This window comes from Geoalkalibacter sp., from assembly GCF_030604225.1.
GTDB lineage: Bacteria > Desulfobacterota > Desulfuromonadia > Desulfuromonadales > Geoalkalibacteraceae > Geoalkalibacter.
This window is the reverse complement of the sequence record NZ_JAUVWH010000097.1, coordinates 1-12,581: the sequence shown is the minus strand read 5'-3', so window position 1 is coordinate 12,581 and position 12,581 is coordinate 1. Positions and strand designations below refer to the sequence as shown.

Here is a 12,581-nt window from a genome sequence, read left to right as displayed (position 1 = left end):
TTCAAAGCCTACGACATCCGCGGGCGGCTGCCCGATGAGCTCAACGAGGATATCGCCTACCGCATCGGCCGCGCCTACGCGCAGTTTCTCGGGCCCCGCGAGGTGGTGGTGGGGCGCGACGTGCGTCTGTCGAGTCCGGCGTTATGCGCGGCCTTGGCGCGGGGGCTGACCGAAGGGGGCGCCGATGTGGTGGATATCGGCCTGTGCGGCACCGAGGAAGTCTATTTCGCCACCTTCTTCGCCAAGACCGACGGCGGCATCATGGTCACCGCCAGCCATAATCCCATGGATTACAACGGCATGAAGCTGGTGCGCGCCGGCGCAAAGCCCATCAGCGGCGACAGTGGCCTGGGCGAGATCGCCGCCCTGGTCGCGGCGGGGGATTTCGCGCCCGCGGCGCGCCTCGGCCAGGTGCGCCGCGAGGATTTCAAGGTGCCCTTCGTGCGCCATCTGCTCGGCTACGTCGACCTGACGCGGCTTGAGCCCCTCAAGGTGGTGGTCAACGCCGGCAACGGTTGCGCCGGGCCGGTGCTCGATCTGCTCGAAAAGCAGCTGCCCTTTGAATTCATCCGCGTTCATCACCGGCCCGACGGACATTTTCCCAACGGCATCCCCAATCCCCTGCTGCCGGAAAACCGCGCCGCCACCGCCGAGGCGGTGAAAAAGCACGGCGCCGCCGTGGGCTTGGCCTGGGACGGCGATTTCGACCGCTGCTTTTTCTTCGACGAGGCGGGCGGCTTCATCGAGGGCTACTACATCGTCGGCCTGCTGGCCGAAAACATCCTGGGCAAGCATCCCGGGGCGAGGATCATCCACGATCCGCGCCTGACCTGGAACACCCGGGAGATGGTGGAGCAGGCGGGCGGCACGCCGGTGCTGAGCAAGACCGGCCATGCCTTCATCAAGGAGCGCATGCGCGCCGAGGACGCGGTGTACGGCGGGGAGATGAGCGCCCACCATTATTTCCGCGAGTTCGCCTACTGCGACAGCGGCATGATTCCCTGGCTGCTGGTGCTCGAGATCATGAGCCGCACGGGCAAGCCCCTCTCGGCGCTGGTGGGCGAGCGCATGGCGCGTTTTCCGGCGAGCGGCGAAATCAACCGCAAGCTCGGGGATCCCCAGGCGGCCCTGGCGGCGGTGGAGGCGCATTTCGCCGCTCAGGCGCCGAGCATCGACCGCACCGACGGCCTGAGCATGGAATTTGGCACCTGGCGCTTCAACCTGCGCCTGTCCAACACCGAGCCGGTGCTGCGCCTCAACGTGGAAAGTCGCGGCGATGAGGCTCTGATGCGGCGCATGACCGAGGAACTGCTCGCCCTGGTCGATCGCTTCTAAAAGATTTCGCGCCGCGGGTGGAGACTGGTGCGATCCTTGCTCTATACTGGAAATAAACCCAGGGCAAGGACCGTTCATGACAGTTTTTCGACTTCCATCCTGGCGTGCGGCCGTCTGGTCGGCATGTCTGCTGGTTTTTTTCCTGTTGCCCGCCGGTTCTTTCGCGGCGGAGCTGTCCCCGAATTTGGCGGTCGCCCTGGAAACCCGGGCGGCCGCCGAGATCCTGCCGGTCATCCTCACCCTGTCCCCGCCCGAAGAGGTGGTGCGCCTCGCCCACCAGCACGGCAAGAAACAGCGCGGCGCCCTGGTGCGCGAGCTCAAGGAGCGGGCGCGCCGGTCCCAGGAGCCGCTGCTGGATCTGCTGCGGCGGCGCGGTGTCGCCGAGATCACCTCCCTGTGGCTGGTTAACGGTCTGGCGTTTGACGCCTCTCCCGCCTTGATCGCCGAACTCGGGCAGTACGTCGAAGTCGCCGCGATGCATCTCGATGAACCCGTCGCGCCCCCCGTCGCCGCGCCGAGCTTTGCCCATTTCGTCGCGGGCTGGAACCTCAGCCGCGTCCAGGCGCCGGCCCTCTGGGCCTTGGGGCTGCGCGGCGCGGGGCAGGTGGTGGCGGTGATCGACTCCGGCGTCGATGCCGCTCATCCGCAACTCGCATCCACTTGGCGCGGCGGCACCAACAGCTGGTTCGATGCCTTCGGCGAACTGGCCGCGCCCGCTGATTTTCGCGAGAACGGCGAGGGGCTGGCCCACGGCACGGCGGTGGCCGGTGTCCTGGCGGCGAGCGACAGCCTGGGGGTGGCGCCCGAAGCCCGCTGGATCGCGGCGCGCATCTTCCATCCCACGCGCGAGACGACCAGCACCCACATCATCCGCGCCCTGCAATGGGCCCTCGACCCCGACGGCAATCCCGCCACGGACGATGCGCCCGACGTGGTCAACGGCTCCTGGGGGCTCACCGCGCAAAACAGTTGCAGCACCGTCTATCGACCGGCCATCCAGGCCCTCAAGGCGGCCGGCATCGCCGTGGTGTTCGCCGCGGGCAATAGCGGCCCGGCCGGATTCACCAGCGAAAGCCCCGCCAATTATCCCGAGAGTTTCGCGGTGGGCGCGACGGACAGCCAGAATCTGGTGGCGCCTTTCAGCGCCCGGGGCCCCTCGGCCTGCAACCAGGCCATCTATCCCGACCTGGTGGCGCCGGGGGTGGCGATCACCACCACCGACCTCGGCGGGAGCTTCGCGACGGTTTCCGGCACCTCCTTTGCCGCGCCGCATGTCTCGGGCGTCCTGGCGCTGCTCATGCAGGCGTTTCCGACAGCGACGGTGACGCAATTGGAGCAGGCCCTGCGCAACTCGGCCACCGACCTCGGCGCCTTCGGTCCCGATCAGGTCGCCGGCCATGGCCTGGTCAACGCGGCGGCGGCCCATGCCTATCTCGACTTCACTCCCCCGCCCCAGTTGCTCGGCCCGGCCGAGGGCGCGGCGGTCCCGGCGGAAGAGGTGGTGCTGCGCTGGCGGCAGCTGCCGGACAGCTTCGGCGTGCCGGTGGTCAATCGGGTGCTGGTTTCGACGGATGCGGCCTTTTCGGAGCCGCTGGAAATCCTTGCCTGGGAGCAGGGTGGTACAGGCGGCGCGGTGTTGCTCGCTACCGGAGGGGGCCTGCTGATTTGGCTGGGATGGTTGGGGGTGGGCGCGCGAAAAACTTGTCGCTGGCGGATGCTGGTGGCGGTGGTGCTGGTGGCGCTGCTTCTGGCCTGCGGCGGTGGCGGTGGTGGTGGCGGGGACGCTTTGCCCATCGGCAACGGGGGAACTCCCGTCGACCCCGTCGATCCCGCCGACCCCAACCTGCGCGAGCTGATCCTGACGGAGCTGACCCCGGGCACGCTCTATTACTGGAAAGTGATCGCCGAAAACGCCCGCGGCAGCCGCAGCGAGAGCACGGTGCGCACCTTTCGCGTCGAGTAGGGGCGATTCACGAATCGCCCGTGAATTCACGAATCGCCCGCGCCCCTATTTATTTCACCTGCAACCCTTCGGCCTGGTCCCGCGCCATGGGCCGCACCTCAACAAGGGTCGTCTCGCCCTCGTCCTCCCCGGCAAGGATTTCGACCTGAATCAGCTCCAGGTCCTTGCCCTTGCCATAGCTCGCCACCAGGGCCGCGGCGGTGGTCAGATCTCCCGCATCGGGTGTCCCGCTCACCAGCCCCAGGGGGCCGGTGACGCCGCGCGCGCGCACCAGCAGCGAGTCGGGACGGCGCAGGGCGCGAATCGCGGCGTTGTCCTCCTCGTTGCGGCCCAGGGTCAGTTTGGCCTGGGGCGAGAGGCGAAACTGGCGGCCGACCTTGAGCAGTTCCACGTCGGCGGGGGTGCAGGTGGGCTGATGTTCGAAGAGATCACGCAGCCGCCCGGTGAAGGATTTTTCCGTGAGCAGGCAGCCGCCGCCGGAGGCGGGATAGTCGACGAGGCCCCAGGCCGCGGCCAGCTCCTGCTGACGGCGGCGCGAGCGACCCTGGATGTCGAGCAGTTGGGCGCGATCGACCAGGCCCTGTTCCTCCATGGGCGTGACGGGCAGCAGCTTGGCGCAGAGCGGCCGCAGGATGCGCTCGGGGTAGCCGGAATACTTGCCCACGGTCTTGATGGCGGTGAGGTTCTGGCTCATGGGGCGCTGGCCGAGCACCTCGCCGGAGAAGAGAAAGTCAAAACCCTGCTCCTCCATGACGGCTCCGGCCAGGCGAAACATCATGGCATGGCAGTCCACGCAGGGATTGAGATTCTTGCCGTAGCCGTAGCGCGGATTCTTGACCATCTCCAGGTGCATCTCGCCGATGTTGTGCACGATGAGGGGAATGTCCATGGCGCGCGCGGCTTTCTCGGCGCGCCCCGCGCCGAAGAAGGGCGTGACGAAGGCGATGCAGGTGACCGCGACGCCCTGGCGCTTGAGGGCCATGGCCGCCAGGCTGCTGTCGAGGCCGCCGGAAAGAAGCCCTAGTGCTTTACTCATGTTTGTTCTCCGGAAAAATCTGTTTGTCGTGCTGCTTGACTCGGGAACATACCACAGAAGGATACCGCAGACAAGGCTGACGGACTTGACAGATGTAAAAAAAATTTGTAAAAACTAATTTGTTGTATTTAAAATTATCCTTCACCCTCGCATTCCGGATTCGACTTCATGGCCAAAATCGATGCCTTGTTCAAACTGATGAAGCAGCAGGGGGCGAGCGACCTGCACATCTCCTCGGGCGCCCCGCCGATTCTGCGTCTGCATGGCGAGATGCAGCAGCTCAATTATCCGCCCCTCAACGGCGAGCAGGCCCGCGCCCTGCTCTTCGAGATCCTCACCGCCGAGCAGCGCAAGCAGTTCGAGGACACCCGCGATCTCGACTTTGCCTACGCCCTGCCCGAGGTGGCGCGCTTTCGCGGCAACATCCTCGACACCCATCGCGGCATCGCCGGGGTGTTTCGCATCATCCCGAGCAAAATCCTCTCCGCCGACGAGCTCAACCTGCCCGAGGGCATCCGCAAGCTCACCCGGCTGAAAAAAGGCCTGGTGCTGGTCACCGGCCCCACGGGCAGCGGCAAATCGACGACCTTGGCGGCGATGATCGATCTGATCAACTGCACGCGCAAGGAACACATCCTCACCCTGGAAGATCCCCTGGAATTCATCCACGAGAACAAGCAGTCCCTCATCAACCAGCGTCAGGTGGGGCAGCACACCCAGTCCTTCACCAACGCCCTGCGCGCCGCGCTGCGCGAGGATCCCGACGTGATCCTGGTGGGCGAGATGCGCGATCTGGAAACCATCTCCCTGGCCATGACCGCCGCGGAAACCGGCCATCTGGTGTTCGGCACCCTGCACACCAACTCGGCGGCCAAGACCATCGACCGCATCATCGACGCCTTCCCCAAGGACGCCCAGGAGCAGGTGCGCACCATGCTCGGCGAGAGCCTCAAGGGCGTGGTCTGCCAGCAACTGATGAAAACCGCCGACGGCAAGGGGCGGGTGGCGGCCCATGAGATTCTCATCGGCAACGCGGCGGTGAGCAACCTGATCCGCGAGGGCAAGACCTTCCAGATCCCTTCCATCATGCAGACCGCCAAGGGTGAGGGCATGCAGCTCATGGACCAGCGCATCATGGACCTGCTCAAGGACAACAAGGTCAGCCCCGAGGAAGCCTATCGCTGCGCCGTGGAAAAGCGCTCCTTCGAGGCGCTGCTGCCGAAAAACGGGGCACCCGCCGGGCGCTGAACCGGCAGGTTGCGGCTGCGGGGCGAGGGGTGGTATAAAGGCGTTTATCAGGCCTTGGCCTGCATCCCGTGTCTTCCAAGGATTTGCCGTGCGCGACAACTTCGGCCGGACCATCAACTACCTGCGGCTCTCCATCACCGATCGCTGCAACCTGCGCTGCCGCTACTGCATGCCGGTGGAAGGGGTCGATTCCCTCGGTCACGGCCAGATCCTCTCCTACGAGGAGCTGCTGCGCGTGGCGGCCGCCGCGGCCGCCCTGGGGGTGCGCAAGATCCGCCTCACGGGCGGCGAGCCGCTGGTGCGCAAGGGCCTGGTGGACTTTGTCGCGCGGCTGGCGGCCCTGCCCGAGCATCCCGAAATCACCCTGACCACCAACGGCCTGCTGCTCGCCGACCATGCCGCGGAGCTCAAGCGCGCCGGGCTGTCGCGGGTCAACGTCAGTCTCGACACCCTGCGGCCCGAACGCTTCGCGGAATTGACCCGACGCCCGGGCTTCGAGCAGGTGCTGGCGGGCCTGGCGGCGGCCGAGCGGGTCGGCCTGTCTCCGCTGAAGATCAACATGGTGCCCATCGCCGGGGTCAATGCCGACGAGGTCGCCGATTTTGCCCGCCTTACCCTCGCCCATCCCTGGGAAGTGCGCTTCATCGAGTTCATGCCGGTCACCGGCAATCTCGACTATCCCCCGGAAAGCCGTTTTCCCGCCGATGACATCGTCGCCGCCTTTTCCGTGCTGGGTCCGGTGGAAGAGTTGCCGCGCCACGACCCGGGTGCCGTGGCGCGCCTCTACCGTCTCGCCGGCGCCCAGGGCCGCATCGGCGTGATACCGGCCGTCTCCCATCATTTCTGCCACGAATGCAATCGTCTGCGGGTGACGCCCGAGGGTCGTCTGCGTCCCTGCCTGTTTTCCGACCTGGAGCTGGATCTGCGCGCCTTGCTGCGGCGCGGGGCGAGCGATGCGGAGGTGCAAGATTTTCTGCGCCAGGCGGTGTGCGCCAAGCCCGAGAGGCACCACATCGGCGAGGCGGATTTCAAGCCCGGCTGCCGACCCATGCAGGGCATCGGCGGCTGAGCCGCCCGGGACATGTGGCGCGCAACGCGAAAAGCCCGCGCAAGCGGGCTTTGGGGGGGGCGAATCGGCGGGGAAGATCAGCTTTTCTTGTCTTCGGAGTTGCCTTCGATCCGGTCGGTCTTGGCGGTCTTGTCTTCGTCCTCGTCGCCCTTGATGCCGTCCTTGAAGTTGCGCAGGCCCTTGCCCAGGGCACTGCCGACCTGGGGCAGCTTGCCCGCGCCGAAAATCACCAGAACCAGCACCAGGATGATCAGAAGCTCCTGCGTACCCAATCCGAACATGGCTGTTTTCTCCTGAAAAAAGAGTCGGGTTGACAATACCATCGGCGGCTTGAAAAGTGCAATGTCTACTTTTGGGCAAATTTCGAGAAAACGCCGGCCTCGGGTATACTGTTATTTAATTTTCCGTCACAGGAGGAATCATGTCGCGACCGACGCATCTCCCCGCCTGGATCGCCCTGCAACAGCATTTTTCCGAGGTCCGCGATCTGCACCTGCGCGATCTGTTCGCCGCCGAGCCGCGCCGTTTCGAGCAGTTTTCCCTGCGCCTGGGCGAGGAACTGCTCTTCGACTACTCCAAGAACCGCATCACCGCGCGCACCCTGGAGCTGCTGGTGCGCCTGGCCGAGGAAGCGGGCCTGGGCGCCAAGGTCGACGCCATGTTCAGAGGCGAGAAGATCAATCGCACCGAGGACCGCGCGGTGCTGCACGTGGCCCTGCGCAACCGCGCCAACCGGCCGATCCGCGTGGATGGTGTCGATGTCATGCCCGGCGTCAACGCGGTGCTGGACAAGGTGCGGGCTTTCAGCGACGCGGTGCGCTCGGGCGCCTGGCTCGGCTTTACCGGCAAGCCGATCCGCGCGGTGGTCAACATCGGCATCGGCGGCTCGGACCTGGGTCCTCTCATGGTGTGCGAGGCGCTCAAGCATTACGCCGAGGGCGGTCCGCGCATGCATTTCGTCTCCAACGTCGATGCCACGCATCTGGTGGAAACCCTCAAGGGGCTTGATGCGGAAACCACCCTGTTCATCGTCGCCTCCAAGACCTTCACCACCCAGGAAACCCTCGCCAATGCCCTTTCGGCGCGCGCCTGGCTGCTCGCCGCCCTGGGCGATGAGCGCGCCGTGGCGCGGCATTTCGTGGCCCTCTCGACCAACACCGCCAAGGTGGTGGAATTCGGCATCGATCCGGCCAACATGTTCGAATTCTGGGATTGGGTCGGCGGGCGCTATTCCCTGTGGTCGGCCATCGGCACCTCCATCGCCCTGGCGGTGGGCTTCGAGCGGTTCGTCGAACTGTTGGAAGGCGCCCATGCCGTGGACGAGCATTTCCGCAGCGCGCCCTTGGCGCGCAACATCCCGGTGCTCATGGGTCTGCTGGGCCTCTGGTACGCCAATTTCTTCGGCGCCGAATCCCACGCCATCCTGCCTTACGAGCAATACCTGCACCGCTTTCCCGCCTATTTCCAGCAGGGCGACATGGAGAGCAACGGCAAGGGCGTGACCCTCGACGGCGAGGCGGTCGATTACGCCACCGGCCCCATCATCTGGGGCGAGCCGGGCACCAACGGCCAGCACGCCTTCTATCAGCTGATCCACCAGGGCACGCGCCTGGTGCCCTGCGATTTTCTCGCCGGGGCGCAAAGCCACAACCCCCTGGGCGAGCACCACCCCATCCTGCTCTCCAACTTCCTCGCCCAGACCGAGGCGCTCATGCGTGGCAAGACCGCCGACGAGGTGCGCGCCGAGCTGGCCGGCGAGGGCAAGAACGCCGCCGAGATCGCCGCGCTGCTGCCGCACAAGGTGTTTGCCGGCAACCGGCCGAGCAATTCCCTGCTCTACCGCAAGCTCACCCCCCGCACCCTGGGCATGCTCATCGCCCTCTACGAGCACAAGGTGTTCGTGCAGGGCGCTATCTGGCACATCAACTCCTTCGATCAGTGGGGCGTCGAGCTCGGCAAGCAACTGGCCAAGGCGATCCTGCCCGAGCTCCAGGGCGAGGCGGCGCCGGGCGCGCACGACAGCTCGACGCGCGGACTGCTCGACGCCTGTCGGCAATGGCGGCGCGATGGCTAAGCAGGATGCCTCGGCTTCGGCCGGAAAACGCCGCGCCCAGCTCGCCGGCGACCTGCCGCCGCGCGCCCAGCTGCAGGCCCAGTATCAGGGCCAGTGCGGGCGCTGGGAGGAGGCGCTGCTCAGCCTCAACCGTCAGATTCGCGATCTGCTGGAGCGCAACGGCTGCAACGCCACGCTCAAGTACCGCGTCAAGCGCTTCGAGAACTACTACGAGAAGCTGCACCGCGCCGAGCGCTCCGAGGAAAACGGCGCCACCGCCGCCATCTGCGATCTGCTCGGGCTGCGCATCATCTGCCCGTTCCTCGAGGACATCGAGGCGGTGGAGCGGCTGCTCAGCGCCAATTTTCCCGTCATCGAGGTGGAACACAAGGGCGCCCAGCACTCCTTCCGCGAGTTCGGCTACGATTCGGTGCATCTGCTGGTGCGCCTCGACGCCCGCCAGGCGCGCATCAACCTGCCGGCCACGCGCAACGTCTGCGAGATCCAGCTGCGCACCACCCTGCAGGATGCCTGGGCCGAGGTCGAGCACGAGCTGGTCTACAAATCGCCCATCGCCCTGCCCAAGGAATCGGTCAAGCGCAAGCTCGCCGCCCTCAACGCGATCCTCACCCTCTCGGATCTGATGTTCCAGGAAATCCGCGATTTCCAGAAAGAGATCCGCAAACGCGACGAGCAGCGGCGCACCGCCCTCGGCGATCTGCTGCACCTACCCGGCATTCTCTGTCTGCCGCAGACCGCCGGGGCGTTCGATCGCGAGCCGGCGCTGCCCCTGGCGAGTTCCGCCGGCGCGGCGGGCGGACGCCTGGAAAAAGCCATGCTGGCGGCCCTGGATGCCCACAGTCGCGGCGAGCTGGAGACGGCCATCAGTCTCTACGGGCAGATTCTGGAGATGAAGCTCGATCCCAAGATCCGCGCCCTGGTCTACAATCATCGCGGCATGGCGCGCTTCGTGGCGGGCGGCTATCGCGAGGCGCTGCAGGATTTTACCCAGTCCCTGCGCTTCGAGGACGCCAATCCCCGCGCTCTGATCAATCGCGGTCTGTGCAACCGGCTGCTGGGGCGGCTGCCCCAGTCCCTCAAGGATTTCGAGGAGGCGGCGGCCCTGGCGCCCGCCAACCTGGACGCCTTCTGGGGGCGCGCTCAAACCTGCTACGAGATGGGCCTGCTGGGCCGCGCCCTGGCCGATTGCGAAAAGGCCCTGAGCCTGCAAGGCGATTTCGCCCCGGCGCGCAACCTCGCCCAGGCCATTCGCCGTAATTTGTTATAAAAAAGGAGAAGAGTGGATGATCGATCTGACCACCACCTATATGGGGCTGGCGTTGAAAAATCCGCTGGTTGTCGCCAGCAGCGGGCTGACGGGAAGCGTCGCGGGCGTCAAGCGCTGCGCCGAGGCCGGCGCCGCTGCCGTGGTCCTCAAATCCCTGTTCGAGGAGCAGATCCTCGCGCAGACCCAGGCCCTCGCCGCCTATGCCGATGAGGCCGCCCACGGCGAGGCGGCCGAGTATCTCCACGGCTACGGCCGCGAGTTGGGCCCGCGCACCTATCTCCAACTGGTGGAAGAGGCTAAGCGGGCGGTGGATGTGCCGATCATCGCCAGCCTCAACTGCCATTCCGCCTCCAGCTGGGTGGACTACGCGCGCAAGCTCGAAGCCGCCGGCGCCGACGCCATCGAGCTCAACCTGGCGCTGATGCCCGTGGCCCAGGCGCAGCCCGCCGCGGCGGTGGAGGAGCTCTACCTGCGCATCGTCCACGAGGTCAAGGCGCGGGTGGCCATCCCCGTGGCGGTCAAGGTCGGCCCCTATTTTTCCTCCTTCGCCCATGTGGCCAAGAAGCTCTGCGCCGACGTCATGGAGGGCCCGGGTTTTTCCGTCGGCTGGTGCGGTCCCGGCCCCACGGAAAAAAACCTGCGCTGGCGCGGCGCCGACGCCCTGGTGCTGTTCAACCGCTTCTATCAGTTGGACATCGACATTCACCAGCTGAAGCTGGTGGCGGGCAATCCCTACAGCTCCTCGGCGGAAATCCATACGCCCCTGCGCTGGGTGTCCCTGCTGGCGGGGCGCATCGACGCCGAGCTCGCGGCCACCACCGGCGTGCACGACGGCCGCGACGCCATCAAGCAGCTGCTCGCCGGCGCCCAGGTCGTGCAGCTCTGTTCGACCCTCTACCTGCATGGCCTGGGACGCATCGGCGAGATCCTGCGCGAGCTGTCCCTGTGGATGCAGACCCAGGGCTTCACGCGGCTGGCCGATTTTCGTGGGCGGCTCAGCCAGGCGCAAAGCCCCGAACCCGAGGATCACGAGCGCTGGCAGTACGTCAAGCTTTTCGTCGGGCTGGAATAGGTTCCTGCAAGGCGAGGGTGCGGCGGCGATTTTCATAGGCGATGCCGGCAATGGTCAGCAGGCGCTGCTGGTTGAACGCCGTCATCCCGCGAAAATAGGTGATCAGTTCCTCTTCCTGTTCCGTGATGGGCAATCCCATGACAGCCTCCCTGAATCGGTTTTTTCCGCGTTTCCGAGCAAGACCCGCGCCACCCGGAAAAAGGTGCCGAGGTTCAGGGAGTTGGGGCGTCTGGTTGGAGGGGCGGCAGGGGAAGGCCGCGCATTTCGGTGGACGACTGTCGCCCCGGGGCGTCAGGTCGGGCCGCCGGGCGGGCGATTTCAGCGGGCAAAGCGGGTACGGGCGGGGGATGGCGGCTTGTCGCCGTCCGGCGTCGCGGCTTAGTGGCTCGTGCGGGGCACTAAAGATAGCTGCGCGCGCCGACGAAGGTGCGCTGGTAATAGCTGTTGGAGAGATGCTCGACGCGCACGCTCTGGCCGCTGCGCGGCGCGTGGATGAAGCGGCCGCCGCCGATGTAGAGGCCGACATGGGACACCTGACGTCCGCCGCGCGTGGCGAAGAACACCAGATCGCCCTCTTGCAGGCGGCCCGGGTCCACAGGCCGCCCGGCGTCGAACTGGCTGGCGGACACGCGCGGCAGATCCAGGCCGTTGAGGCGATAGCAGACCAGGGTCAGGCCGCTGCAATCAAAGCCGTCCTCCGCCGAGGCACCGCCCCAGCGATAGGGCACGCCGATGAACTGCTCGGCGGTGCGCACCAGTTCCCCGCGCAGATCGCCCCGGCCGCTGCGGCGAATCTGCGCCGAGGCGTAATCCTGGGGCGAGACGATGAAAAAATCCCCGATTAGCCCCTGGGCCTGAAGCTGTTCCGCCTGGGCGCGCGCCGCCGCGTAGCTGGCGTGATTGCCGAAGCGCACCTTGTACAAACCGGCGTCGAGAAAATAAAAAGCATCGATGCCGCGCTGGTTGAGGCTGCGCTCGAACCGCGCGGCGTTGTCGATGCTCGCGAACGCTCCCACCTGCACGGCATAGCCCATGTCCCGCAAAACCGACTTTGGTGCCGGGGCGGGCGTCAACCGCCCATCCAGGGGCGCGGGATCGGGGGCGCGGGCCACAGAGCAGCCGCTCAACAACTCAAACGCCAAAAGGCTCAGGGCAAGAAAAAACCTCATCCAACCTCCCTGATTCAGGGCCGGGATCACATCCCGTGGATCACAAAAACACCCTTACCTTAGCAAAGCGCCTCGGCGGAAGCAAATCATTCGTTAAATTATTGTAACGGCGCCCGGCCGTCAGTGGGTACAGCTCTCACAAACAAAGGCCGACTTCTCGCCCGACTCGACGATCGCCTCGCTGAAGCGATCATGCAATTCCCGTCCATGAGCGGTTTCCATTTCCTCGCGGATGCCGGTGATGTCGTGATGGTCACAGCTGGTACACACGAAGGAATTTTTTTCCGGCAATTCTTCCATGGCTCTCATAACGCGATCTCTCATGACCGAACTCCTTTCGGGTTGTGC

Annotated in this window: 12 protein-coding genes; 7 read left to right on the top strand and 5 right to left on the bottom strand. The window is 65.9% G+C overall.

Translation table 11 applies throughout. The features are described 5' to 3' along the window. A partial coding sequence (locus QAT43_RS10920) for a phosphomannomutase (protein ID WP_305043107.1) occupies positions 1-1,335 on the top strand: 1,335 nt, incomplete at its 5' end. Positions 1,336-1,519: 184 nt separating this feature from the next. Beyond that, positions 1,520-3,298, top strand: coding sequence for a S8 family serine peptidase (locus QAT43_RS10915; RefSeq protein ID WP_305043106.1), 1,779 nt, complete (start codon positions 1,520-1,522; stop codon positions 3,296-3,298). Positions 3,299-3,347: 49 nt separating this feature from the next. Here the strand turns inward: QAT43_RS10915 and QAT43_RS10910 are convergent, their stop codons facing one another. Further along, positions 3,348-4,334 carry a thiamine biosynthesis protein gene (locus QAT43_RS10910; RefSeq protein ID WP_305043105.1) on the bottom strand — a complete coding sequence of 329 codons (987 nt, stop codon included), beginning with the start codon at positions 4,332-4,334 and terminating at the stop codon, positions 3,348-3,350. 168 nt (positions 4,335-4,502) lie between these two features. On the opposite strand from QAT43_RS10910, the gene QAT43_RS10905 reads away from it, so the two are divergent. Both QAT43_RS10905 and moaA read left to right on the top strand, forming a co-directional pair. Further along, positions 4,503-5,582 carry a type IV pilus twitching motility protein PilT gene (locus tag QAT43_RS10905; protein WP_305043104.1) on the top strand — a complete coding sequence of 360 codons (1,080 nt, stop codon included), beginning with the start codon at positions 4,503-4,505 and terminating at the stop codon, positions 5,580-5,582. 88 nt (positions 5,583-5,670) lie between these two features. After that, positions 5,671-6,651 carry a GTP 3',8-cyclase MoaA gene (gene moaA / locus QAT43_RS10900; RefSeq protein ID WP_305043103.1) on the top strand — a complete coding sequence of 327 codons (981 nt, stop codon included), beginning with the start codon at positions 5,671-5,673 and terminating at the stop codon, positions 6,649-6,651. Positions 6,652-6,728: 77 nt separating this feature from the next. Here moaA and tatA read toward each other — a convergent pair whose 3' ends face one another. Beyond that, positions 6,729-6,932, bottom strand: coding sequence for a twin-arginine translocase TatA/TatE family subunit (tatA, locus tag QAT43_RS10895; protein ID WP_305043102.1), 204 nt, complete (start codon positions 6,930-6,932; stop codon positions 6,729-6,731). 140 nt (positions 6,933-7,072) lie between these two features. On the opposite strand from tatA, the gene pgi reads away from it, so the two are divergent. From pgi to QAT43_RS10880, 3 genes are read left to right on the top strand one after another with little or no spacing between them, the layout of a single operon-like run. Next, positions 7,073-8,725 carry a glucose-6-phosphate isomerase gene (pgi, locus tag QAT43_RS10890; protein WP_305043101.1) on the top strand — a complete coding sequence of 551 codons (1,653 nt, stop codon included), beginning with the start codon at positions 7,073-7,075 and terminating at the stop codon, positions 8,723-8,725. Next, positions 8,718-9,992, top strand: coding sequence for a hypothetical protein (locus tag QAT43_RS10885; RefSeq protein WP_305043100.1), 1,275 nt, complete (start codon positions 8,718-8,720; stop codon positions 9,990-9,992). The genes pgi and QAT43_RS10885 overlap by 8 nt, the downstream gene beginning before the upstream one ends. Before the next feature lie 16 nt (positions 9,993-10,008). Next, positions 10,009-11,064: a dihydroorotate dehydrogenase-like protein gene (locus tag QAT43_RS10880; protein WP_305043099.1), complete on the top strand. Its 1,056-nt coding sequence runs from the start codon at positions 10,009-10,011 to the stop codon at positions 11,062-11,064. Here the strand turns inward: QAT43_RS10880 and QAT43_RS10875 are convergent. The 3 genes from QAT43_RS10875 to QAT43_RS10865 all read right to left on the bottom strand — a co-directional run bounded on the left by QAT43_RS10875 (position 11,039) and on the right by QAT43_RS10865 (position 12,557). Beyond that, entirely contained in the window at positions 11,039-11,203 is a 165-nt protein-coding gene (locus QAT43_RS10875) for a hypothetical protein (RefSeq protein WP_305043098.1), read from the bottom strand. The two genes, QAT43_RS10880 and QAT43_RS10875, sit on opposite strands and share 26 nt — an antisense overlap. A gap of 259 nt (positions 11,204-11,462) precedes the next feature. Further along, positions 11,463-12,233: a C40 family peptidase gene (locus QAT43_RS10870; protein WP_305043097.1), complete on the bottom strand. Its 771-nt coding sequence runs from the start codon at positions 12,231-12,233 to the stop codon at positions 11,463-11,465. Between the two features lie 120 nt (positions 12,234-12,353). Next, on the bottom strand, positions 12,354-12,557 hold the full coding sequence (locus QAT43_RS10865; RefSeq protein WP_305043096.1) for a hypothetical protein: 204 nt from the start codon (positions 12,555-12,557) through the stop codon (positions 12,354-12,356). Positions 12,558-12,581: the final 24 nt, after the last annotated feature.